Annotated in this window: 25 protein-coding genes; 16 read left to right on the top strand and 9 right to left on the bottom strand. The window is 67.4% G+C overall.

Features of this window, described 5'->3' with window-relative positions:
• Positions 1–9: 9 nt before the first annotated feature.
• The 4 genes from QMX82_RS13475 to lptM are packed head-to-tail and all read right to left on the bottom strand — an operon-like array spanning position 10 to position 2,916.
• Positions 10–696, bottom strand: coding sequence for a DUF484 family protein (locus tag QMX82_RS13475; RefSeq protein ID WP_208693167.1), 687 nt, complete (start codon positions 694–696; stop codon positions 10–12).
• Entirely contained in the window at positions 693–1,523 is an 831-nt protein-coding gene (gene dapF, locus QMX82_RS13480; RefSeq protein WP_282284355.1) for a diaminopimelate epimerase, read from the bottom strand. The genes QMX82_RS13475 and dapF overlap by 4 nt, the downstream gene beginning before the upstream one ends.
• Positions 1,524–1,533: 10 nt before the next feature.
• Positions 1,534–2,781 carry a diaminopimelate decarboxylase gene (gene lysA / locus QMX82_RS13485; RefSeq protein ID WP_282284357.1) on the bottom strand — a complete coding sequence of 416 codons (1,248 nt, stop codon included), beginning with the start codon at positions 2,779–2,781 and terminating at the stop codon, positions 1,534–1,536.
• Positions 2,782–2,790: 9 nt separating this feature from the next.
• Positions 2,791–2,916 carry an LPS translocon maturation chaperone LptM gene (lptM, locus tag QMX82_RS13490; protein ID WP_007161378.1) on the bottom strand — a complete coding sequence of 42 codons (126 nt, stop codon included), beginning with the start codon at positions 2,914–2,916 and terminating at the stop codon, positions 2,791–2,793.
• A gap of 170 nt (positions 2,917–3,086) precedes the next feature.
• Between lptM and cyaY the strand changes: the two genes are divergently transcribed.
• Both cyaY and rnk read left to right on the top strand, forming a co-directional pair.
• The gene (cyaY, locus tag QMX82_RS13495; protein WP_208693164.1) at positions 3,087–3,416 is read left to right on the top strand and encodes an iron donor protein CyaY; all 330 of its coding nucleotides are present in this window, start codon (positions 3,087–3,089) and stop codon (positions 3,414–3,416) included.
• Between the two features lie 192 nt (positions 3,417–3,608).
• Entirely contained in the window at positions 3,609–3,992 is a 384-nt protein-coding gene (gene rnk, locus QMX82_RS13500; RefSeq protein WP_208693163.1) for a nucleoside diphosphate kinase regulator, read from the top strand.
• Here rnk and QMX82_RS13505 read toward each other — a convergent pair.
• Entirely contained in the window at positions 3,989–4,267 is a 279-nt protein-coding gene (locus QMX82_RS13505; RefSeq protein ID WP_282284386.1) for a hypothetical protein, read from the bottom strand. The genes rnk and QMX82_RS13505 overlap by 4 nt on opposite strands.
• Positions 4,268–4,324: 57 nt before the next feature.
• Here QMX82_RS13505 and QMX82_RS13510 point away from each other — a divergent pair, with 57 nt between their 5' ends.
• Positions 4,325–5,308 carry a magnesium transporter CorA family protein gene (locus tag QMX82_RS13510; RefSeq protein ID WP_208693161.1) on the top strand — a complete coding sequence of 328 codons (984 nt, stop codon included), beginning with the start codon at positions 4,325–4,327 and terminating at the stop codon, positions 5,306–5,308.
• Between the two features lie 36 nt (positions 5,309–5,344).
• On the top strand, positions 5,345–6,220 hold the full coding sequence (locus tag QMX82_RS13515) for an NAD(P)-dependent oxidoreductase (protein WP_282284390.1): 876 nt from the start codon (positions 5,345–5,347) through the stop codon (positions 6,218–6,220).
• Positions 6,221–6,228: 8 nt separating this feature from the next.
• On the opposite strand, the gene QMX82_RS13520 is transcribed toward QMX82_RS13515, so the two are convergent.
• Together QMX82_RS13520 and argH are read right to left on the bottom strand one after the other, a co-directional pair.
• Positions 6,229–6,993 (bottom strand): endo alpha-1,4 polygalactosaminidase, encoded by a 765-nt coding sequence (locus QMX82_RS13520; RefSeq protein WP_282284392.1) that lies wholly within the window; start codon positions 6,991–6,993, stop codon positions 6,229–6,231.
• A 295-nt stretch (positions 6,994–7,288) separates the two neighbouring features.
• Positions 7,289–8,683: an argininosuccinate lyase gene (gene argH / locus QMX82_RS13525; protein WP_282284394.1), complete on the bottom strand. Its 1,395-nt coding sequence runs from the start codon at positions 8,681–8,683 to the stop codon at positions 7,289–7,291.
• Between the two features lie 128 nt (positions 8,684–8,811).
• Between argH and QMX82_RS13530 the strand changes: the two genes are divergently transcribed.
• The 8 genes from QMX82_RS13530 to QMX82_RS13565 all read left to right on the top strand — a co-directional run bounded on the left by QMX82_RS13530 (position 8,812) and on the right by QMX82_RS13565 (position 15,975).
• Positions 8,812–9,888, top strand: coding sequence for a sensor histidine kinase (locus tag QMX82_RS13530; protein ID WP_133860446.1), 1,077 nt, complete (start codon positions 8,812–8,814; stop codon positions 9,886–9,888).
• Between the two features lie 4 nt (positions 9,889–9,892).
• Positions 9,893–10,639 (top strand): LytR/AlgR family response regulator transcription factor, encoded by a 747-nt coding sequence (locus tag QMX82_RS13535; RefSeq protein ID WP_208693158.1) that lies wholly within the window; start codon positions 9,893–9,895, stop codon positions 10,637–10,639.
• Positions 10,640–10,732: 93 nt separating this feature from the next.
• Complete coding sequence (gene hemC / locus QMX82_RS13540) at positions 10,733–11,671, top strand: hydroxymethylbilane synthase (protein ID WP_442969389.1); 939 nt, start codon at positions 10,733–10,735, stop codon at positions 11,669–11,671.
• Positions 11,668–12,426 (top strand): uroporphyrinogen-III synthase, encoded by a 759-nt coding sequence (locus QMX82_RS13545; protein WP_282284397.1) that lies wholly within the window; start codon positions 11,668–11,670, stop codon positions 12,424–12,426. Before hemC ends, QMX82_RS13545 begins: the two co-directional genes overlap by 4 nt.
• Before the next feature lie 17 nt (positions 12,427–12,443).
• Complete coding sequence (locus QMX82_RS13550; RefSeq protein WP_282284399.1) at positions 12,444–13,610, top strand: uroporphyrinogen-III C-methyltransferase; 1,167 nt, start codon at positions 12,444–12,446, stop codon at positions 13,608–13,610.
• Positions 13,607–14,815, top strand: coding sequence for a heme biosynthesis HemY N-terminal domain-containing protein (locus QMX82_RS13555; RefSeq protein WP_282284400.1), 1,209 nt, complete (start codon positions 13,607–13,609; stop codon positions 14,813–14,815). The genes QMX82_RS13550 and QMX82_RS13555 overlap by 4 nt, the downstream gene beginning before the upstream one ends.
• An 88-nt stretch (positions 14,816–14,903) precedes the next feature.
• Positions 14,904–15,389: a disulfide bond formation protein B gene (locus tag QMX82_RS13560; RefSeq protein ID WP_133860451.1), complete on the top strand. Its 486-nt coding sequence runs from the start codon at positions 14,904–14,906 to the stop codon at positions 15,387–15,389.
• 109 nt (positions 15,390–15,498) lie between these two features.
• On the top strand, positions 15,499–15,975 hold the full coding sequence (locus tag QMX82_RS13565; protein WP_007161363.1) for an Rsd/AlgQ family anti-sigma factor: 477 nt from the start codon (positions 15,499–15,501) through the stop codon (positions 15,973–15,975).
• On the opposite strand, the gene QMX82_RS13570 is transcribed toward QMX82_RS13565, so the two are convergent.
• Positions 15,972–16,436, bottom strand: a complete 465-nt coding sequence (locus QMX82_RS13570) for a TIGR02444 family protein (protein ID WP_282284406.1) — start codon at positions 16,434–16,436, stop codon at positions 15,972–15,974. The two genes, QMX82_RS13565 and QMX82_RS13570, sit on opposite strands and share 4 nt — an antisense overlap.
• Before the next feature lie 47 nt (positions 16,437–16,483).
• Between QMX82_RS13570 and QMX82_RS13575 the strand changes: the two genes are divergently transcribed.
• The 3 genes from QMX82_RS13575 to rhtB are packed head-to-tail and all read left to right on the top strand — an operon-like array spanning position 16,484 to position 19,609.
• Positions 16,484–18,391 (top strand): ATP-binding cassette domain-containing protein, encoded by a 1,908-nt coding sequence (locus QMX82_RS13575; protein WP_282284408.1) that lies wholly within the window; start codon positions 16,484–16,486, stop codon positions 18,389–18,391.
• Positions 18,391–18,969 (top strand): mechanosensitive ion channel family protein, encoded by a 579-nt coding sequence (locus tag QMX82_RS13580; protein ID WP_133860455.1) that lies wholly within the window; start codon positions 18,391–18,393, stop codon positions 18,967–18,969. The genes QMX82_RS13575 and QMX82_RS13580 overlap by 1 nt, the downstream gene beginning before the upstream one ends.
• A gap of 4 nt (positions 18,970–18,973) precedes the next feature.
• On the top strand, positions 18,974–19,609 hold the full coding sequence (rhtB, locus tag QMX82_RS13585; protein WP_184289770.1) for a homoserine/homoserine lactone efflux protein: 636 nt from the start codon (positions 18,974–18,976) through the stop codon (positions 19,607–19,609).
• 9 nt (positions 19,610–19,618) lie between these two features.
• Here rhtB and QMX82_RS13590 read toward each other — a convergent pair whose 3' ends face one another.
• A complete protein-coding gene (locus tag QMX82_RS13590; protein WP_282284411.1) occupies positions 19,619–20,383 on the bottom strand; it encodes an SDR family NAD(P)-dependent oxidoreductase in 765 nt (254 codons plus the stop codon).
• A 101-nt stretch (positions 20,384–20,484) separates the two neighbouring features.
• Between QMX82_RS13590 and QMX82_RS13595 the strand changes: the two genes are divergently transcribed.
• Positions 20,485–20,946, top strand: a complete 462-nt coding sequence (locus tag QMX82_RS13595; protein ID WP_158889768.1) for a YaiI/YqxD family protein — start codon at positions 20,485–20,487, stop codon at positions 20,944–20,946.
• The last annotated feature ends 7 nt before the right edge of the window (positions 20,947–20,953 follow it).

A 20,953-nucleotide genomic window follows, 5' to 3' on the forward strand; every position in this document is an offset into this window, starting at 1 on the left:
CTCCCGGGCTCAGCGCACCGTACGCAAGGGGACGGGAAAGCGCGGCAGTACCCGCGCCAGGACTTCCGCCACGTGGCTCAGGAACAGCGTGCCCAGGCTGCTGCGATAGTGCTGGGGATCGGGGCTGCCGATCGCCAGGACGCCATGCAGACCCTGATGGGAGAGGGCGGCGACGGCCGCGGAGCCGACCTCTTCCTTGGCCGAGTCGCCGAACAGGAAGGCCAGTTCGTGGGCGCGCAGCACACCGCTGGTGGTCTTCTCGCCGCCCAGCAGGCCGCCGATCACCTTTTGTGCTTCGGCGGGCGTGACGCTGCGGCCGACCGGCAGGGGATGCTCGTGGAACAGGATCAGGCCGACGTAGGGCACCTTGAATTCATGGCGCAGGCTGTCTTCGACGGTGCCTATCACCTCTTCGAGGCTGTTGGCGTCGAGCAGGCCGATGATCAGCCGCCGGGTCTTGTCGAACAGCCGGTCGTTGTCCCGCGCCACGTCCATCAGGTGGCTCAGGCGATGGCGCATCTCGCCATTGCGATCGCGCAGCAGACCCAGTTGCCGCTCGACCAGGGAGATGGCGGTGCCCCGCTGATGGGGCACGCGCATCTCCGCCAGCAGCTCTTCGCGATCGGCGAAGAAGTGCGGATGGTCCAGCAGCCAGTCGGCGACCTGGTCCGCGGTCAGTTCGGGGGTGTCGCTCATACTCTTACCTGGCCTTCGTAGACACGGGTGGCCGGACCGGTCATGAGCACCGATTGACCGACGCCGTCCCACTCGATGTTGAGCAGGCCGCCCGGCAATTCGATGCTGACCGGGGATTTCAGCCAGCCCTGACGGATCCCGGCCACGGCGGCGGCGCAGGCACCGGTGCCGCAGGCGCGGGTTTCGCCGACGCCACGCTCCCAGACCCGCAGGCGGGCGCGCTGGGCGTCGATGATCTGCAGGAAGCCGATGTTGGCCTTTTGCGGAAAGCGCGGATGGCACTCCAGCTGGGGGCCGAGGGTGAGCACCGGCGCCTGATCGACGTCGGCGACCCGCAGCACGCCATGGGGATTGCCCATGGAAACCACCGCCAGCTCGACCGTCTCGCCCTCGATCTGGACGGCATGACTTAGGGTCTCCGTCTCGGCGATGAAGGGGATCTCGGCCGGCTGCAGGCGCGGCGCGCCCATGTCGACACGGACCTGGCCGTCGCCCTTGAGCAGCAGCTCGATGATGCCGCCCTTGGTTTCGACGCGGATCTGCTTCTTGACCGTCAGGCGCTTGTCGAAGACGAAGCGGGCGAAGCAGCGGGCGCCATTGCCACATTGTTCGACCTCGGAGCCATCGGCGTTGAAGATGCGATAGCGAAAGTCCACGTCCGGGGTGCTGGGGGTCTCGACGATCAGCAGCTGGTCGAAGCCGACACCGGTCTTGCGGTCACCCCACAGACGGACGTGCTTGGGCTGGATGTGCGCGTGCTGGCTGATCAGGTCGAGGACCATGAAGTCGTTGCCCAGACCGTGCATCTTGGTGAAGCGCAGTTGCATGGAACTCCCCTCAGGCCGGCAGCCGGCTCTCGCCTGCGAAGAGTTCTTCCAGCGTCTCGCGCCGACGGACCAGGTGCGCCTGGTCGCCATCCACCATCACCTCGGCCGCACGGCCACGGGTGTTGTAGTTGGAACTCATGGTGAAGCCATAGGCCCCGGCGGAGCGGATGGCCAGCAGATCGCCTTCGGCCAGGACCAGCTCGCGGTCCTTGGCGAGGAAGTCGCCGGTCTCGCAGATGGGGCCGACCAGGTCGTAGCGGCGGGCTTGGCCCTGGCGCGCGGTCACCGGCTCCACCGCCATCCAGGCCTGGTACAGCGCCGGACGGATCAGATCGTTCATCGCCGCGTCGACGATGGCGAAGTCCTTGTGGGCGGTGTGCTTGAGGTATTCCACGCGGGTCAGCAGGATGCCGGCGTTGGCGACGATGAAGCGGCCGGGTTCGAACACCAGGGTCAGATTGCGCCCGGCGGTGCGTTCGCGGATGGCCTGGATGTAGTCGCCGGCCAGCGGCGGCTGTTCGTCGCGATAGCGCACGCCCAGGCCGCCACCGAGGTCCAGGTGGCGCAGGACGATACCGCGCTCGGCGAGGCGATCGATCAGCGCCAGCAGGCGGTCGAGGGCGTCGAGGAAGGGCGGCAGGGTGGTGAGCTGGGAGCCGATATGACAATCCACCCCGAGAATCTGCAGATTCGGCAGCTCGGCGGCGCGGGCGTAGACCGCCTCGGCGTCGGCGATGTCGATGCCGAACTTGTTTTCCTTGAGACCGGTGGAGATGTAGGGGTGGGTACCGGCGTCGACATCGGGATTGACCCGCAACGAGATCGGCGCGACCACACCCAGCTCCGCGGCTACCTGTTGCAGCCGTTCCAGCTCGTCGGCGGATTCGACGTTGAAGCAGTGCACGCCCACTTCCAGGGCGCGGCGCATGTCGTCACGGGTCTTGCCGACCCCGGAGAACACCACCCGGTGCGGATCGCCCCCGGCGGCCAGGACGCGCTCCAGTTCACCGCGGGAAACGATGTCGAAGCCGGCGCCGAGGCGGGCCAGAACATTGAGCACGCCGAGGTTGGAGTTGGCCTTGACGGCAAAGCAGACCAGGTGCGGCAGACCGGCCAGCGCATCGGTATAGGCGCGGTACTGGCTCTCGATGAGCGCTCGCGAGTAGACGTAGGCGGGGGTGCCGAATTCCTGCGCCACGGCGCTCAGGGCTACCCCCTCCGCATGCAGTTCACCTGCACGGACAGCGAAGACTTCCATGGTGGCTCCTTAGAACACGTCGTGGCGGTGTTCTTTGGCGGCTTTCTGGTCGTCCGGCAGGTACAGCGGGCCTTTCTGACCGCAGCCGGCCAGCAGGCAGGCGCAGGCGATGAAGAGGAGAGACAGGCGCTTCATGACGCTAAACCTATGCGAAAATATGATATTGCACCGAGTATAACGGGGTTGAGCGACTCTTTGACACGCCCGGATGGCTGAAGCGCAGCTGCCGGCAACAGCCGCGACTGGACGCCATCTGGGCGGCCCGCTACCGTGCGGCGATTGTTTCCCTTCTTTCGAGGATCGTCATGAGCCGGCTCAGCGAAGCGCAATTCCATCACCTCGTCGACCAGACCCAGCGCCAGGTCGAAGACGCCTATGACGACAGCGGTCTGGACCTCGATCTGGAAAATGCCGGTGGCGTGCTGACGATCAAGTTCGACAACGGCAGCCAGGTCATCCTCAGCCGCCAGCCCCCGCTGGTGCAGCTCTGGGTGGCGGCGCGGTCGGGCGGCTATCACTTCGACTGGGATGGCCAGAGCTGGATCTGCGACACCTCGTCCGAGACCCTCGGCGCGCTGCTGGTGCGGGTGACCCTGGAGCAGACCGGCGAGAACGTGGCCCTGCCCGGGCTATGACGACCTGCGGTCGGTGCGGCTTGACCGCTGCCGCGACCCCTGTGCTAGCGTGACCTGACGGCGCCTTTCGAGCGCCGTTTTCTTTTGCCGCTCGTATCGCGGCTTCCCACTGGGCGTCTGTTGCCCGTCATCCCGTTGGTCCGCCGCTGCTCGCGGCTGGGGCCGCGTCGTCTCGTCCTCCAGGAGTCCGCCATGCGCCATGCATCGCCCATCACCGTTTCCGCCGTCGATCTGCCCCGTCTCGAAAGGCTGCTCGATGACCTGCCCGAATTCGGCCCCGTGGCCGAGGCCCTGGACGAGGAGCTGGCCCAGGCCCGAGTGGTGGCGCCCGCAGAGATCGGCGCGGTGGTCACCATGAATTCGCGGGTGCGTTGCCGCGAGACCGATACCGGCAAGGAGTACCAGGTGGTGCTGGTCTATCCGGAGGACGCCGGTGGCGAGGGACGGGTCTCGGTGCTGGCGCCGGCCGGCAGTGCGCTGCTCGGGGCGACGCCCGGCGAGCACCTCAGCTGGCCGGTGCCCGGCGGCAAGGAGCAGCAGGTTGAGCTGCTGGCGCTGGAGCCGGCCGAGGCCTAGTCTTCCGCCGGCTCCGGCAGCTCGGGCAGGGCCCGCAGCAGGCGCTCGTAGTGGGCGCCATTGAAAGGGCGATCGGCGTCGAGCATGGCTGCGATCTCGTAGGACAGCGCCTGGGCCATCAGCAGGACGGCCTCTTCGCGCTCGTAGCCGACCAGGGTCAGCTTGTTGAGTACAGCCTGGACATAATCCGGCTCGCCGGCGGCGAGCTGGTTCTCCACCGCTTCGATCAGCTGGGAGGACACGAAGGATTCTTCGTCATCGGCGTGGTCAATCATGTCTGGATACCTTTTGTTACAGTGCGACCCCCCCGATGCCGGCCTGGAGTCTTTTCGATGATCACCTGCTATCGCCTGTCCGCCGACGAGCTGGTCGCGCAGCCCTTGTCGCCGGGAGACCCGCTGCCCGCGGATCTGCTCTGGGTCGATCTGCTCGACCCCAGTGAGGCAGAGGAACGCTATCTCGAACAGGCGCTGGCGATGGACATCCCCACCCGGGAAGAAATCGCCGAGATCGAGGAGTCCTCGCGACTCTATCAGACCGACCAGGCCCTGCACCTTACCACCACGGTGGTCAGTGGTTTCAGTGAACACCAGCCGCAGGCCTCGGTGGTCAATTTCGTGCTGACGCCCGAGTGGCTGGTGACAGTGCGCTACGCCGAGCTGGCCGCCTTCAAGGCCTTTCTCGGCAAGGCCCAGCAGCAGGCGCGGCAGCACTGTCGCAGCGACGTCATCTTCGCTTCCTTGCTGGACAGCCTGGTGGATCGGGTGGCCGACATCCTCGAATCGGTGCAGGCGCATCTCAATCGCCTGGCCAAGGCGGTGTTTCGCGAACCCCTCGATCCCCATCAGGAAAAGCAGCCCAAGACCGACCTGCAATCCATCGTCAAGCAGCTGGGTCGCAGCAACCAGCTGCTGGCCCAGCTCAGCGAGAGTCTGCTGGGCATCAATCGCATCGTCTCCTACCTGCGGCGGGCGGGCGCCACCTGGATCTCGGGCACGGCCAAGACCTGGTTCAAGACGCTGGAGCGCGACGTGCGCTCGCTGAGTGACTACCAGACCAAGATGAACGGCGAGATCGGTTTTCTGCTCGACGCCACGCTAGGGCTGATCAGCGTGGAGCAGAACAACATCGTCAAGGTGTTCACCATCGCCTCGGTGCTGTTTCTGCCACCGACCCTGGTGGGCACCATCTACGGCATGAACTTCAAGGTCATGCCGGAGCTGGACTGGCACTTCGGCTATCCGCTGGCGCTGGGCGCCATGGTGGTCTCGGCGCTGATTCCCTATGCCTGGTTCAAGTTTCGCCGCTGGCTGTAGCCGGCGGCATCCATCGCACCTCGAGGAGGCAAAGCTATGCGTATCGGATTCATCGGTCTGGGTGGCATGGGCCAGGGCATGGCCGCCAATCTGCTCAAGGCAGGCCATGAGGTGGTGGTCTGGAACCGCTCCCCGGAGCCGGTCCAGGCTCTGGTCGGGCAGGGTGCCCGCGCGGCGGCGACGCCGGCGGAGGCCTTCGACGTGGAGGTGGTCTTCAGCATCCTGGCCAATGACGCCGCTACCCGCGAGGTGGTCCTCGACAGCGGCGCCCTGCAACAGGCGCGGGCCGGACTGATCCACGTCAGCATGGCCACCCTGTCGGTGGCCCTGGTCGACGAACTGGTCGCGCGCCATGCCGAGGCGGGCGTGGGCTATGTGGCGGCGCCGGTGTTCGGGCGCACCGACGTAGCCGCCAGTGGCCAGCTCAACATCGTGGTGGCGGGGGATCCGCAAGCGATCGCGCGGGTCCAGCCGCTGCTCGATGTGCTGGGGCGCAAGACCTGGCCGGTGGGCGCCGAGCCACGGCAGGCCAATGTGGTCAAGATCGCCGGCAACTTCATGATCGCCAGCGCCATCGAGACCATGGGCGAGAGTACCGCCCTGGCGCGCAGCTATGGCATAGCGCCCGCGGCGCTGCTGGAGATCCTCACCAGCACGCTGTTCGCCGCACCGGTCTACCAGAACTACGGGCGCCTGCTGACCGAGCGAAAGTTCTCGCCGGCGGCCTTCAAGCTCAGCCTGGGACTCAAGGACGTCGGCCTGGCTCTGGCGGCCGGTCAGGAAAAGGCGGTACCGCTACCCTTCGCCAGCGTCCTGAGAGACAACCTGCTGGAGGCCGTCGCCCAGGGCGAGGGCGATCTGGACTGGATCGCGCTGGGGCAGAGGTCGCACAAGAAGGCCGGGCTCGACTGAGCGCCTGCCTACTTGCAGGCGGTGCCCAGCGCCGCCAGCGACAGCGGGTAGAATTGCAGGTTGTAGCCCGAGGTCTTGGCCTGGCTGCAGCGCTTGGTGCTGTAGAGGCCGTAGTCGATGATCATCACCGGCTTCTTCTGGGTGCGGAAGTAGCTGTAGGCATTGCACTCGGCGTAGTCGTAGCAGCTCTCGTTGAGGGCGAAGTCGAACTTGCCGTAGAGGCTCGGCACCAGGTCCACGGCGTTCTTCAGACCCACCAGCAGACTGCGCCTGTGCGCCTCGTCGGCCAGCCAGTTGAGGAAGTCCAGTTGCTGGGCCTTGGTCAGCTTGAGGCCGTTGGGATTGCTGAAACCGTCGACATTGTCCGGATCCACGCCCTGGCAACCCTTCTGCACCGCCAGGTCCAGGCGCTTGGCCAGCAAGGCGCGGACGTCGGCCCGGCGGATGTCCAGCCAGCGTTCGCCCGGCCAGGCGTCCAGCGCCTTGCCCAGGGCGGCCTTGGGATAGAGCGCGGCGTCGGGCCGCCAGTCTTCCCAGGTGCCGGCGCTGAAATAGCAGATCACCGTCTTCCCGTTGCCCTTCAGGTTGGCGATCACCGCCTTGCTGGTGTCATAGAGATCGATGTCGTAGAGGGTGCGATTGGGCTTTTGCAGCACGCCGTTCAGCTGGACATGCCAGGTGAGCGTCTGTGGCAGCGGCGCCGGCAGGGCGGCCTGGCTGGAAGCCGCGGCGAACATTCCGCAAAGCAGGATGGAACAGGCTGAAAGGCGCATGAGACTTGACTCGAACGGCTGGTCAAGTCTCCAGTATCGGCTGCCGGGGCGCAGTCCTGAGCGCCAGTCGTCGTACCTATCAGCGGCTGGTCGGCGGTCGCCTGACCGGCTTTCCAGCCCCCTTGCACAGAGAGCCCTTGCCTAGAGCCCTTGTCTTCGGATCAGGCGCCTGCGCGACGATGGCGTGAGCATCTGCGCCGGTTCGGGCTGCCGATGAGCGGCAGGGGCGGGGTCTTCGGCCGGCGGCTTGCTCGCCCGCCCCGCTGAAGGGGCGGCGAGCAGCGCAAGGGCCGGATCAGCGCTGGGCCAGCAGCGCGCGACCGCGTTGCACGGCGGCGCGGACCTGGGCCGGGGCGGTACCGCCGATATGATCGCGGGCATTGACCGAACCTTCCAAGGTCAGGACGGCAAAAACGTCCTGCTCGATCTGGTCGCTGAAGCGCCGCAGTTCGTCCAGGCTCATCTCGGCCAGGTCCTTGCCGCTGTCCACGCCGTACTTGACCGCGTGGCCGACGATCTCGTGGCAGTCGCGGAAGGGCAGGCCCTTGCGCACCAGGTAGTCGGCGAGGTCGGTGGCGGTGGAGAAGCCGCGGCGGGCCGCCTCGCGCATGATCTCGCGCTTGGGCTTGATCGCCGGGACCATGTCGGCGAAGGCCCGCAGGGAATCGCGCAGAGTGTCGGCGGCGTCGAACAGCGGTTCCTTGTCTTCCTGGTTGTCCTTGTTGTAGGCCAGCGGCTGGCCCTTCATCAGGGTCAGCAGGCCGGTGAGGGCGCCGAACACCCGGCCGGTCTTGCCGCGCACCAGCTCGGGGACGTCCGGGTTCTTCTTCTGCGGCATGATAGAGGAGCCGGTGCAGAAGCGGTCGGGCAGGTCGATGAACTGGAACTGGGCGCTGGTCCAGAGCACCAGTTCTTCGGAGCAGCGCGACAGGTGCATCATCGCCAGGGAGGCCGCGGCGCAGAATTCGATGGCGAAGTCGCGATCCGAGACGCCGTCCAGGGAGTTGCCGCCAATGGCCTCGAAGCCCAGCAGTTCGCAGGTGACCTGGCGCTGGATGGGGTAGGTGGTGCCGGCCAGGGCGGCGCTGCCCAGGGGCATGCGGTTGACACGCTTGCGGCAGTCGACCAGGCGCTCGTGGTCGCGGGAAAGCATCTCGAACCAGGCCAGCAGGTGGTGGCCGAAGGTCACCGGTTGCGCGGTCTGCAGGTGGGTGAAGCCGGGCATGATGGTGTCGGCTTCGGTCTCGGCCAGTTGCAGCAGGCCTGCCTGCAGGCGGTTGAGCTCGACGAGGATGGCGTCGATCTCGTCGCGCAGCCACAGGCGGATATCGGTGGCCACCTGGTCGTTGCGGCTGCGTCCGGTGTGCAGCTTCTTGCCGACCACGCCCAGGCGCTCGGTCAGGCGCGCCTCGATGTTCATGTGCACGTCTTCCAGGTCGACGCGCCACTCGAAGGTGCCGGCCTCGATCTCGCCGCGGATCTCGTCCAGCCCGGCGACGATGGCGTCGCGCTCGGCTTCGCTGAGCACCCCGGCCTGGGTCAGCATGCGGGCATGGGCCTGGCTGCCGAGGATGTCGTGGCGGTAGAGGCGCTTGTCGAAGTCCACCGAGGCGGTGAAGCGGGCGACGAAGGCGTCGACGGGTTCGCTGAAGCGTCCGCCCCAGGACTGGTTGGTTTTTTCGCTGCTCATGGATCGGCCTGCTGCTGGGCTTGTCGGTAAGGGTAGGAGAAGGCCGATGATAGCAGTCCTGAACGGGTGTCGGCCCGATTCAACGGAGCCGACTTGCCGACGAGTGGTATCTGACCCACACTGCCTCCATGATCCTCGAACGCCGCAAAACTCCCCGACCGGTCAAGGTCGACGACTTCTTCGTCCCGGCGCTCTGCGAACCGGAAGCCCTGCTCGTGCTGGTGGTGCTGGCCGAGCTGCTGGTGCTCGTCCTGGTGCTGGCAGAACCCTTCACCCTGCAGTTCAACTGGATCCGCCTGGCGCTGGTCTCGTTGTTCGTGCAATGGATCGTGCTGCTGTCGGCGGCGCTGCTCTGTCGCCTGCGGCCCTGGCTGGCACGCCATCGACCGGTGGTGGCCGGCGGTTTCTGCTGTGCCATCGTGGTGGCCCTGACGCTGCTCTGCACCCTGGTGGCCGACTGGCTGCAGCTGGCCGGGCCCCTGCAGCGGGTCGGCGAGGTGCGGCTGTACATGAGACACGCGCTGATCGCCCTGATCATGTCCATGCTGCTGCTGCGCTACTTCTGGCTGCAGAGCCAGTGGCGCCGCCAGCAGCAGGCCGAATTGCAGGCGCGCATCGAGTCGCTGCAGGCACGCATCCGCCCGCATTTCCTGTTCAACAGCCTGAACAGCATCGCCAGCCTGGTCGCCCTGGACGCCGACAAGGCCGAACGCGCGGTGCTGGACCTGTCGGCGCTGTTTCGCGCCAGCCTGGCCCAGCCGGGCAGCCGGGTACGCTGGTCCGAGGAGCTGGAGCTGTCGCGGCGTTATCTGGAAATCGAGCGCCTGCGCCTGGGTGATCGGCTGCAGCTGCAGTGGGACGTGGACGGGGTGCCGGCGGACCTGCCGATTCCCCAGCTGACGCTGCAGCCGTTGCTGGAAAACGCCCTGATCTACGGCGTCGCGCCGCGCATCGAAGGCGGCCTGGTGACCATCTTCGCCACCTACCGGGACGGGGTCTTCGAACTGGTCATCAGCAATCCCTATGACCCGGAGGTGGAGCAGCAGCCACGCCCACCGAAGGGCACCCGTCAAGCTTTAAGCAATATCGAGGCGCGATTGACGGCACTTTTCGGACCAGCTGCGAGTCTCAAAATCGAACGCCGCGACCAGCGGCATACAACGTCTCTTCGCTATCCATGCGAGCGACTCATGCGGGAAGCCTGAGCTTATGAATGTCCTGATCGTCGATGACGAACCCTTGGCGCGCGAGCGTCTGGCCCGTCTGGTGGGGCAACTGGACGGTTATACCGCCCTGGAGCCAACAGCCACCAACGGTGAGGAAGCCCTCGCTTTGGTCGAAAACCTCAAGCCCGATATCGTCCTGCTCGACATCCGCATGCCGGGTCTGGACGGTTTGCAGGTGGCCGCACGACTCTGCGAGCGCGAATCGCCGCCCGCGGTGATCTTCGTGACCGCCCATGACGAATACGCGCTCGACGCCTTTCAGGTCAGCGCCGTGGGCTATCTGGTCAAGCCGGTGCGACAGGAAGACCTGGCCGCTGCCCTGAACAAGGCCCAGCGTCCCAACCGGATGCAGCTCGCTGCCCTGACCAAGCCGCCGGCCAGTGGTGGCCCGGGTCCGCGCAGCCATATCAGCGCGCGGACCCGCAAGGGTATCGAGCTGATTCCGCTGGACGACGTGGTCTACTTCATCGCCGATCACAAGTACGTGACGCTCAGGCATTCCGGTGGCGAGGTGCTGCTCGACGAGCCGCTCAAGGCGCTGGAAGACGAATTCGGCGAGCGCTTCGTGCGCATCCACCGTAATGCGCTGGTTTCCCGCGAGCGCATCGAGCGGTTGCAGCGGACGCCCCTGGGTCACTTCCAGCTGTTCCTCAAGGGCATGAACGGCGACGCCCTCACCGTCAGCCGCCGCCATGTGGCCGGTGTACGTCGCCTGATGCACAGCATCTGACGGCGCTTCCGGGCCGACGACCGGCGCTTGGCGGGGTAGGGGCGCCGGTCGACCTGCTATCATGGCCGGCAATCTGACATGCCGGTAATGTCCATGCTCCGCGAAATCCGAATCGCCACGCGCCAGAGTGCCCTGGCGCTCTGGCAAGCCAACTTTGTCAAGGATCGCCTCGAAGCGGCGCATCCGGGGTTGCGGGTGAGCCTGCTGCCGATGATCAGTCGCGGTGACAAGCTGCTCGACGCGCCGCTGGCCAAGATCGGTGGCAAGGGCCTGTTCGTCAAGGAATTGGAAAACGCCCTGCTCGACGGCAGCGCCGACATCGCCGTGCACTCCATGAAGGATGTCCCCATGGAGTTTCCCGCAGGTCTTGGCCTGTACGCCATCTGCGAGCGGGAAGACCCCCGTGACGCCTTCGTCGCCAACCGCTACAGCGGTCTTGCCGAGTTGCCCCTGGGCAGTGTGGTGGGGACGTCCAGCCTGAGACGCCAGGCCCAGTTGCTGGCCCTGCGCCCGGATCTGGAGATCCGCTTCCTGCGCGGCAACGTCAACACCCGCCTGGCCAAGCTCGATGCCGACGACTACGACGCCATCATCCTGGCCGCCGCCGGACTGATCCGCCTGGGTTTCGCCGCACGCATTCGTGAATACCTGACCGTCGAAGACAGCCTGCCGGCGGGTGGCCAGGGCGCCGTGGGCATCGAATGCCGGACCGACGATGCCGAGGTCCATGGGCTGCTCGAATCCCTGCACCATTTCGACACCGAACGCCGGGTGGCTGCCGAGCGCGCTCTGAATCGCCGTCTCAATGGCGGCTGCCAGGTGCCCATCGCCTGCTATGCCGTGCAGCAGGGCGAGTTGCTCTGGCTGCGCGGCCTGGTCGGCCAGCCCGATGGCGGCCTGCTGCTGCGCGCCGAGGCCCGCGGCCCGCTGAACGATCCCGCCACCCTTGGCGTGGCGGTGGCCGAGGACCTGCTCGCCCAGGGCGCCCAGGACATCCTCGACGCCGTCTACGGGACCAGCGGCGCATCATGAGCGGCTGGCGGCTGCTGCTGACCCGGCCGGCGGAAGAGAATCCACCGCTGGCCGCGGCCCTGGATCAGGCGGGCATCGCCACTGCCAGCCTGCCGTTGCTGGACTTGCAGCCGCTGGCGGAAACGCCCGCACAGCGCTCGCTCTGGCTCGATCTCGATCGCTATGCCGCGGTACTGGTGGTGAGCAAACCGGCAGCCCGCCTGGGCCTCGCCGCCCTCGACCGCTACTGGCCGCAACCACCGCTACAGGCGTGGTTCGCCGTGGGCGTGGCCACCGCAGCGGTGCTCGAAGACTACGGACTTCAGGTGCACCATCCCCAGCGCGAAGACAGTGAAGGCCTGCTGGCGCTGCCGGCCCTGGCCGCAGCCCTGCAGCGTCCGGAGCCCCAGGTCCTGCTGCTGCGCGGCGAGGGCGGCCGCGACCTGCTGGTCGAAATCCTCACCGCCCGCGGCGCCCGCGTCGAGGTGCTCGAACTCTATCGCCGCCAGTGCCCGGAGTACCCTGCAGGGCAGGTCCTAGAGACCCTGGCAGCGGAACGCCTGAATGCCATCATGGTCAGCAGTGGGCAGGGTTTCGCGCATCTGCAGGCCTGTGCGGGTGCGGATTGGCCCGCGGTGCGCCGTTATCCCCTGCTGGTACCCAGCGCCCGTGTGGCCGAACTGGCTCGCGCCAGCGGCTGCGATCGTATCATCGAGTGCCAGGGCGCCAGCGCCAGCGCCTTGATCGCCGCGCTTGCCCATCACCATCCGGATTGACCCTACAAGGAATTCCCGTGAGCGAAACTCAAGCCCCCCGCGCCGACGACGTCTCTCCCGATCCAGTCGTGACTCCCGCCTCGCCGCCGCCATCACCGCCACCGGCAGGCGTGCGCCGCAAGGGCTCGGGCAAGGCGTCCGGCCTCGCGCTGCTGGCCCTGCTGGTAGCCGCCGGTGGCCTGGGTGTCGGTGGCTGGAGCGTCTGGCAACTGCAGCAGGTGCGCCAGACCGAGCAGAGCCAGGCCGCCCAGGCCGAGGATCTGCGCAGCCAGCTGCGCCAGCTGGAAAATCGCAACCAGGCGTTGAGTGCCGATCTAGGCCGCCTGCCCTCGGCCAACGAGCTGGAAGAGCGCCGCCGTCAGCTGGCCGAGCTGCAGGGGGACCAGCAGCACCTCGCCGAGCAGTTCAAGGAGGTGGTCGGCCAGAGTCGCCAGGCCTGGCGCCTGACGGAGGCCGAGCACCTGCTGCGCATGGCCACTCTGCGCATGACCGCGTTGCAGGATGTGCCCAGCGCCCAGAATCTGCTGCAGGGCGTCGATGACATCCTCAAGGCGCAAAACGATCCGGCCGCCTTCAACGCGCGTCAGCAGGTGGCCAATGCCCAGCAGACCCTGCGTCAGTTGCCCGATCTGGATCGTACCGGGCAGTTCGTCCAGCTGGCTTCGCTGCGCAATCAGGTGCAGAGCCTGGAGCCCCTGCCGCCGCGCTTTTCCACCACGGTGGCCGACCAGCCCGGCGTGGAAAAGGCCGCGGTTCCGCCGAGCAATGCGCTGCAGCAGTGGTGGCAGGATTTCCGCCAGCGCATCTCCAGTTACTTCCGCATCGACTTCTCCGCCGATCAGCCGATTCGTCCGCTGCTGGCCGAGGAATCCCTCGCCCAGGTGCGCCTGGCCATGAGCCTGGCGCTGGAGCAGGCGCAGTGGGCCGTGCTCAACGGCAATCAGGAGGTCTATCGGCTCTCCATCGAGCAGGCCGAAGACGTCCTCGCCGCTCATTTCAACAACCAGAATCCCGACAGCCGTGCGGTCAAGCTGCGCCTGCAGGAGCTGGCCGAGCGTCCGGTCACCTTCGAGGCACCTGACCTGACGCCGGCCCTGACCGCGCTGCAGGCCTACATCGCCCAGCGTCAGCAAATCCAGCCGAACAATGCCGCCGCCGGCGCGGCTCAGGAGAATCGCCCATGAAGCGCCTGTACCTGCTGTTCCTGTTCGTCCTGCTCGTCGGCCTGGGCGTCGCCGTGGTGCTGGCCAAGGAGCCGGGCTACGTGCTGCTGTCCTACAGCAACTTCCGCTACGAATCGAGTCTCTGGGCCTTCCTGGCCATGCTGGTGGCCGCCTGGCTGGCGCTCTACATCCTCAAGCTGGTGCTGGGCGCCCTGGGTCTGACCGGCAAGGTGCTCAATCCCTGGTCGCGGCACAATCGCCAGCGCCGCCTGGAGCAGGCTCGCCACAAGGGTCAGCTGGAGCTGGCCGAAGGCAACTGGAGCGGTGCCCTCAAGCACCTGAAAGGCGCCGCCGAGCACGCCGACCAGCCGCTGTTCGTGCTGCTGGGCGCTGCCCGCGCCGCCAATGAACTGGGTGACCTGGAAGAACGCGACCGCCTGCTGCGCCAGGCCCGTGAGCGCGAGCCCCAGGCCGAGCTGGCCATCGGCCTGCAACAGGCCCGGCTGCAGATCGACCGTGGTCAGTACCTGGAGGCCCGCGACAGCCTGGCGCCGTTGCAGGCCAAATATCCGAAGAATGGCGAGGTGTTGCTGCAACTGCAGCGGCTGCAGGTGACCCTGCGCGACTGGCCGGCGCTGATCGCCCTGCTGCCGCAATTGCGCAAGCAGCAGGTACTGCGACCCCAGGAGCAGGATGACCTGGAGCGCAAGGTCTGGATCGCCACCCTCGACGAGGTGCCCGCCCAGGGCGCGGAATCGGCGGTGGACGCCCAGTGGCAGCAGGTGCCCACGGCGCTCAAGGGCGACGCCTCGGTGGTGCTGGCCTATGCCCGTCAGCTGCGCGCCATCGGCCGCGACGATCTGGCCGAAGAGGTGCTGCACATCACCCTCAATCGCCAGTGGGACGAGCGTCTGGTCGAGCTCTATGGCCAGCTGCGTCCGCGCGACGCCAGTCGCCCGCTGCACCACGCCGAGGGCTGGCTCAAGGACCGACCCCAGGATGCGGTGCTGCTGCTGGCCCTGGGACGGCTGTGCATGAACAACCAGCTGTGGGGCAAGGCGCGCGAATACCTGGAGCGCAGCCTGGCGCAGCGGCCGTCCGCGGTCACCGCCGGCGAACTGGCCCGAGTGGCCATCCAGCTGGGCGATGTGAACCGCAGCCAGCAGCTCCTGCAGAGCCAATGGCGCGAGTCCGACACCACTTCGCTGCCGACGCCCAGGGTCTGACGGCACGCCTCCTCTACCCGGGTCCTTGAAAGGTGCCCGGGCTTTCACTACCGTAACGTCCCAATTCCCTGTTGGAGACGGCGCGTCCGTGACTAGTCCCCGCTTCATCTTCCTGTTCATGGCCGCCACCTGCGCGGTGCTCATGGGCGTCGGTCTCTATCTCGAACACGTGGTCGGCCTCGAACCGTGCCCGCTGTGCGTCATGCAACGGATCTTCTTCATCCTGGTCGGGGTGGTGGCGCTGATCGCCGGCATCCAGGCACCGGGCAAGCGCGGGCGGCGCATCTATGGCGTGGTCCTGCTGCTGCTGGCCGCCGCTGGTGCCGCCACCGCCGGCCGCCAGGTCTATCTGCAGACGGTCCCGGCGGAAGAGCTGGCGGCCTGCCTGCCGAGCCTGGACTACATGATGCAGGCGCTGCCCTTCCAGGAGATCATCCGCCTGGTCCTGCACGGCACCGCCGACTGCGCCGAGGTCAACTGGACGCTGTTCGGTCTGAGCATCCCGGAATGGAGCCTGCTGGCCTTCGTGCTGCTCATGGCCCTGAGCCTGGTCAAGGTGTTCCGCCGTCGCTGAGCTTTCTCCGAGCAACGGCACTCGCCTGGCGAGGCGATGTCGGTATAGTTCCTGATAACACCCGGGCGCCCGCGCCCGGACCGTCTCGCCCGTATAGAGAGCTGCCGTCATGCTAGAAACCTGCCGCAATGCCCAGGAACGCTGGGGTGGGGTCCACCAGCTGATCGACCGCTGGCTGATTGCCCGCCGCGAGCTGGTGACCGCTTACGAAACCCTGGACATGGAGCCCCTGCTGGGACCGGTGCGCGAGGTCAGTGAACTGGAGCGACTCTGCGACATGCTGGTCGACTACATGTCCACTGCGCATTTCGAGATCTACGAGCAGCTGGTGGCCGAAGCCCGGGAATTCCAGGACGAGCGCGCCATCGAGTTCGCCGACAGCGTCTATCCGCGTCTGCAGGCCCTGACCGACGCCGCCCTGAACTTCAACGACAGATTCGAGCGCGGCGCCTACCGGGACCCGGGTCTGCTGACCATCGAACTCAAGCTGCTGGGCGAAACCCTGCGCGAGCGCTTCGAGCTGGAAGACTGCCTCATCGAGGTGCTGCACACCTCGCACCAGCAACCGCGTCTGGCTTCGGTCTAGACCCGGATCATCCGCGCCGCCTCGGCCAGCAGGTCGAGGTCCGCTGCGGCTGCCTCGCGCGGTGTCAGCGCGTGCAGCCAGGTCTCCGAGTCCTGAGCAGCGCGACACGGCCAGTGCGCGGCCAGGCGCGCCAGGCGAGCGAGCTGTTCACGTTCCGCCGCCAATTCCAGTCCCTTGAGCTGCTCGCGCAATGCCGCCAGGCTTTCGTCCGCGCCGGATGCGGCCTTCCAGGCCTGCCGTAGCTGGCGCAGCGGACGCACCACCGTGTCCTGCCAGTGCTGCGCGGCACGCTGCAGCCGCGCCAGTCCTTCGCTGTCTAGGGCGCAGGCGCGCCGATCCAGCCAGAGCGCCGTCAGCACCAGGCAGACATCGGCGCCAGCCTCCTGCAGACGCAAACAGGCGCCTTCCACGCCGGGCCGGGCGTATACTGCCAACGCGAATTCCCACAGGTCCTCTTGCATGTCCGCCTCCCCGTTCGTGGGTGGTGGAGCTGCTACACTCCGCCGCCATGATCCGACTACAGAACCTTACTCTACAGCGTGGTCCCCAGCGCCTGCTCGAAAGCGCTGAGCTGACCCTGCATCCCGGCCAGAAAGCCGGTCTGATCGGTGCCAATGGTGCCGGTAAATCCAGTCTCTTCGCCCTCCTGCGCGGCCAGCTCGGTGCCGACGCCGGCGACTGCCACATCCCGGCGGCCTGGCGCATCGCCCACATGCGCCAGGAGGTGGATACCCTGGAGCGGCTGGCGGTGGACTATGTGCTGGATGGCGACATCGACCTGCGCCGCGTCCAGCGCGAACTGGCGGCGGCCGAAGCGGCCCAGGACGGCAACGCCCTGGGCCGGCTGCACGCCGACTTCGAGGCGGCCGACGGCTATACCGCCGACGCCCGGGCGCGCAAGCTGCTGGCCGGTCTGGGCTTCACCGCCGCGCAGATGGAACGCCAGGTCGGTGATTTCTCCGGTGGCTGGCGGATGCGCCTGAACCTGGCCCAGGCGTTGATGTGCCCTTCGGACCTGCTGCTGCTCGACGAACCCACCAACCACCTGGATCTGGATGCCATCCTCTGGCTGGAAGACTGGCTCAAGAGCTATCCCGGCACCCTGATCCTGATCTCCCACGACCGTGACTTCCTCGACGCCGTGGTCGATCATGTGGTGCACCTGGATCAGCAGAAGCTGGTGCTCTATCGCGGCGGCTATTCCAGCTTCGAGCGTACCCGCGCCGAACGCCTGGCGCAGCAGCAGCAGGCCTACGACAAGCAGCAGACCCAGCGCGCCCACATGGAGAAGTACATCGCCCGCTTCAAGGCGCAGGCCACCAAGGCGCGCCAGGCACAGAGCCGGATCAAGGCCCTGGAACGCCTGGAAGAGCTGGCGCCGGCCCATGTCGACTCGCCCTTCGAATTCGTCTTCCGCGAGGCGGACAAGCTGTCCAGCCCGCTGCTCGACCTGGCCGAAGGCCGGCTCGGCTATGGCGAGACCACCGTCCTGCATCCGGTCAAGCTGCAGCTGACGCCGGGTGCGCGCATCGGTCTGCTCGGCCCCAACGGCGCCGGCAAGTCGACCCTGATCAAGACCCTGGCCGCCGAGCTGGAACCCCTTGGCGGCCGCCTGCAGCGCGGCGAGAACCTGGCCATCGGCTACTTCGCCCAGCACCAGCTCGACTCCCTGGACGCCCAGGCCAGTCCGCTGCTGCACCTGCAGCGCATCGCCCCCGGCGAGCGCGAGCAGAGTCTGCGTGACTTCCTCGGCGGCTTCGACTTCCGCGGTCCGCGCTGCGACGAGGTGGTGCTGAACTTCTCTGGTGGCGAGAAGGCCCGGCTGGCCCTGGCGCTGATCGCCTGGCAGAAGCCCAACCTGCTGCTGCTGGACGAACCCACCAACCACCTGGACCTGGACATGCGCCTGGCGCTGACCCTGGCGCTGCAGGAGTTCGCCGGGGCGGTGCTGGTGGTCTCCCACGACCGTCATCTGCTCAAGAGCACCACTGACGAATTCCTGCTGGTGGCCGATGGCAAGGTGCAGGCCTTCGACGGCGACCTGGACGACTACAGTCGCTGGCTGGTGGATTTCCGCGCCCGGCAGGAGCCCATGTCGGACGGCGACGCGGCGGTCGACAAGACCGATCGCAAGGCCCAGCGCCAGGCCGCCGCCGCCCTGCGCCAGCAGCTGGCGCCGCTGAAAAAGGCCGCCGACAAGCTGGAAGCCGAGCTGGGCAAGCTGCAGGAAAGGCTCGCCACCCTGGAGGCCCGCCTGGGTGACAGCGGACTCTACGACGCTTCCCGCAAGGAGGAGCTGCGCCAGGCGCTGGCCGATCAGGCCACTGCCAAGACCCGCGAAGCCGAGCTGGAAGAACAGTGGCTGGAGGCCCTGGAGCGGCTGGAAGGTCTGCAAGCCGAACTCGAGGGGGCCTGATGACGCAGTGGCTGTACACCTGGCTGCCGGGTTGGGGCGACTACCTGCTGGTGGCCGGTCAGGTGGCCCTGGTGCTGCTGCTCGGCTACGTGCTGCAGCGTATCGTGGCCCGCGCCGTCACCGGCCTGGGCGAACGCTATCCGCTGCCGCCGCAGATCGTCCTCGGACTGCGCGGCGTCCTGCGCTGGCTGATCATGGGCAGTGCCATCCTCATGGCGCTGGAGCGCTTCGGCGTCTCCGCAGCGGTGCTCTGGACGGCCATTTCCGGTTTCGTCGCGGTGGCCGCGGTGGCCTTCTTTGCCATCTGGAGCGTGCTTTCCAACCTGTTCTGCGCGGTCCTGATCTTTACCGTCGGCCCCTTTCGCCTGGGTGATCGCATCGAGGTGCTGGACGCCTCGGACAAGCCGGGCATCAAGGGTCGGGTGGTGGCCATCAACATGCTCTTCGTGACCCTGCAGGAACTGGACGACAACCAGGAAGCCACCCTGGTGCAGATCCCCAATACCCAGTTCTTCCAGAAGTCGGTCCGCCGCTGGCGCGATGCCGACGGCTCCTTCGATTTCCATCTCGACAGGTGAATTCATGAGTCTGCAGGTCTGGACCGGTTTCTTCATTGCCTGCTGGATGATCAGCCTCTCGCCGGGGGCGGGTGCCGTCGCCTCCATGAGCGCAGGCGTCAACCACGGTTTCCGGCGTGGCTACTGGACGGCGCTGGGCCTGCAGCTGGGCCTGGCGCTGCAGATCGCCGTGGTCGCCGTGGGCGTCGGCGCCTTGCTGGCGACCTCGCAGCTGGCCTTTACCCTGATCAAGTGGTTCGGCGTGGCCTATCTCGCCTACCTGGCCATCCGCCAGTGGCGCGCTGCGCCGCTGGACCTGGGCGAGCAGCTGGTCGGCGAACGTCTGCCGCCGCGGATCGGTGCCCTGGTCATGCGCGGCTTCCTGGTCAACGTGAGCAATCCCAAGGCGCTGATCTTCCTGCTCGCGGTGTTGCCGCAATTCGTCGATCCCCACGCGCCCCTGGCTGCGCAGTATCTGCTTATCGGGGTGACCATGGTCACCGTCGACCTGATCGTGATGGCCGGCTACACCGGTCTGGCTGCCCGGGTGCTGACCCTGCTGCGCACGCCTCGGCAGCAGCGCATCACCAACCGGGTGTTCGCCAGCCTGTTTCTCGCCGCGGCCGCGCTGCTGTCCACGGTGCGCCGCGCCGCGGTCTGAAGCCGGGCGCTACCAGACCACCGACTGGCCCTGCCAGTCCCAGAAGCTGCCGGTCTCGGCCGGCGTCCGTGCGGCCAGTACCTCCAGCAGACGGTCTGCCGCATAGGTTGGGGTGAACAGCCTGTCGGCCGGTACCCGGGCCTGGAAGGGCCGGGACAGTGCCGTGTCGGTGGTGCCAGGGTGCAGGGCCAGCACGCAACTCTGCGGATTGAGCCGGGCGAGTTCGATGCTGGCGCAGCGCAAGCCCTGGTTCAGCGCGGCCTTGGCCATCCGATAGCCGTACCAGCCGCCCAGCCGGTTGTCGCCGATGGAGCCGACCCGCGCCGAGAGCGCGGCGATCTGGCAGGGGTGCTGGCCCTTGAGCAGCGGCGTCAGCTGGCGGATCAGCAGCAGCGGCAGCACGGCATTGGCCAGATAGCTTTCCAGCAGTCCGGCCTGGTCCACCTGCGCCAGACTCTTCTCGGCGCGCGCCCGCGCGCCCTGCAACAGGCCCGAGGCGCACAGCAGCAGATCCAGGCGGGGCGTCTCGTCAGTCAGGCGCGCCGCCAGCTCGGGCTCGGCCAGCGGATCGACATCGAGGCGGCGCAGCCGCGGGCCATGGCGGCGCTCCAGCGCGGCCAGACCGGCATGCCCTTCGGCCTGACGGGCGCAAGCCCAGACCCGCGCGACGTCGTCGCGGGCCAGCAGCCGTTCGCTCAGGGCCAGACCGAGGCCGCCGGTGGCGCCATACACCAGGACTTGGGCGGGTTGCTCCAGGCGTTGCCAGAAGGTCATGGGGGACTCCAGTCAGCTCGCTATCCCTGTCGGACCGCGCCGCCGCGCTGGGGTGCGCCGCCGCGGCGCGGTATCCTGGGCTTTTGCCGGAGAAATCCCCCGTGATCCTGTGGATCGATGCCGATGCCTGTCCGCGCGCCGCCAAGGAGCTGGTCTGCAAATTCGCCCTCAAGCGCAAGCTGGAGGTGGTGCTGGTGGCTGGCCAGCCGCAGATCAAGCCGCCCTTCGCCTGTGTGCGCCTGGTGGTGGTGCCCAGTGGCCCCGACGCCGCCGACGACCATCTGGTCGAGCAGGCGCAGCCCGGTGACCTGGTGATCTGCAGCGACATTCCCCTGGCCGACCGGCTGGTGAAGAAGGGCGTGGTCGCCCTCGATCCGCGTGGCCAGGAATTCGACGAGCGCAACATGGGCCAGCGCCTGGCCATGCGCAATCTGATGACCGATCTGCGTGACCAGGGCCAGATGGGCGGCGGCCAGGCCGGCTACGGCGAACGTGATCGCCAGGCTTTCGCCAATGCCCTGGATCGGCTGCTCACCCGCCTCCAGCGCAGCGCCGCTGGCTAGGCGCGGA

The organism is Pseudomonas sp. PS02302 (assembly GCF_029959585.1).
Classification (GTDB): domain Bacteria; phylum Pseudomonadota; class Gammaproteobacteria; order Pseudomonadales; family Pseudomonadaceae; genus Chryseomonas; species Chryseomonas aestiva.

Coding starts and splice junctions, on each gene's coding strand:
- QMX82_RS13535 (WP_208693158.1), top strand. CDS start 9,893: ATGAATGTCCTGATCGTCGATGACGAACCCTTGGCGCGCGAGCGTCTG.
- dapF (WP_282284355.1), bottom strand. CDS start 1,523: ATGCAACTGCGCTTCACCAAGATGCACGGTCTGGGCAACGACTTCATG.
- rnk (WP_208693163.1), top strand. CDS start 3,609: ATGCGCCATGCATCGCCCATCACCGTTTCCGCCGTCGATCTGCCCCGT.
- hemC (WP_442969389.1), top strand. CDS start 10,733: ATGCTCCGCGAAATCCGAATCGCCACGCGCCAGAGTGCCCTGGCGCTC.
- QMX82_RS13510 (WP_208693161.1), top strand. CDS start 4,325: ATGATCACCTGCTATCGCCTGTCCGCCGACGAGCTGGTCGCGCAGCCC.
- QMX82_RS13505 (WP_282284386.1), bottom strand. CDS start 4,267: ATGATTGACCACGCCGATGACGAAGAATCCTTCGTGTCCTCCCAGCTG.
- QMX82_RS13545 (WP_282284397.1), top strand. CDS start 11,668: ATGAGCGGCTGGCGGCTGCTGCTGACCCGGCCGGCGGAAGAGAATCCA.
- QMX82_RS13580 (WP_133860455.1), top strand. CDS start 18,391: ATGACGCAGTGGCTGTACACCTGGCTGCCGGGTTGGGGCGACTACCTG.
- lptM (WP_007161378.1), bottom strand. CDS start 2,916: ATGAAGCGCCTGTCTCTCCTCTTCATCGCCTGCGCCTGCCTGCTGGCC.
- QMX82_RS13530 (WP_133860446.1), top strand. CDS start 8,812: ATGATCCTCGAACGCCGCAAAACTCCCCGACCGGTCAAGGTCGACGAC.
- argH (WP_282284394.1), bottom strand. CDS start 8,683: ATGAGCAGCGAAAAAACCAACCAGTCCTGGGGCGGACGCTTCAGCGAA.
- QMX82_RS13590 (WP_282284411.1), bottom strand. CDS start 20,383: ATGACCTTCTGGCAACGCCTGGAGCAACCCGCCCAAGTCCTGGTGTAT.
- QMX82_RS13515 (WP_282284390.1), top strand. CDS start 5,345: ATGCGTATCGGATTCATCGGTCTGGGTGGCATGGGCCAGGGCATGGCC.
- rhtB (WP_184289770.1), top strand. CDS start 18,974: ATGAGTCTGCAGGTCTGGACCGGTTTCTTCATTGCCTGCTGGATGATC.
- QMX82_RS13520 (WP_282284392.1), bottom strand. CDS start 6,993: ATGCGCCTTTCAGCCTGTTCCATCCTGCTTTGCGGAATGTTCGCCGCG.
- QMX82_RS13475 (WP_208693167.1), bottom strand. CDS start 696: ATGAGCGACACCCCCGAACTGACCGCGGACCAGGTCGCCGACTGGCTG.
- lysA (WP_282284357.1), bottom strand. CDS start 2,781: ATGGAAGTCTTCGCTGTCCGTGCAGGTGAACTGCATGCGGAGGGGGTA.
- QMX82_RS13570 (WP_282284406.1), bottom strand. CDS start 16,436: ATGCAAGAGGACCTGTGGGAATTCGCGTTGGCAGTATACGCCCGGCCC.
- QMX82_RS13575 (WP_282284408.1), top strand. CDS start 16,484: ATGATCCGACTACAGAACCTTACTCTACAGCGTGGTCCCCAGCGCCTG.
- cyaY (WP_208693164.1), top strand. CDS start 3,087: ATGAGCCGGCTCAGCGAAGCGCAATTCCATCACCTCGTCGACCAGACC.
- QMX82_RS13555 (WP_282284400.1), top strand. CDS start 13,607: ATGAAGCGCCTGTACCTGCTGTTCCTGTTCGTCCTGCTCGTCGGCCTG.
- QMX82_RS13565 (WP_007161363.1), top strand. CDS start 15,499: ATGCTAGAAACCTGCCGCAATGCCCAGGAACGCTGGGGTGGGGTCCAC.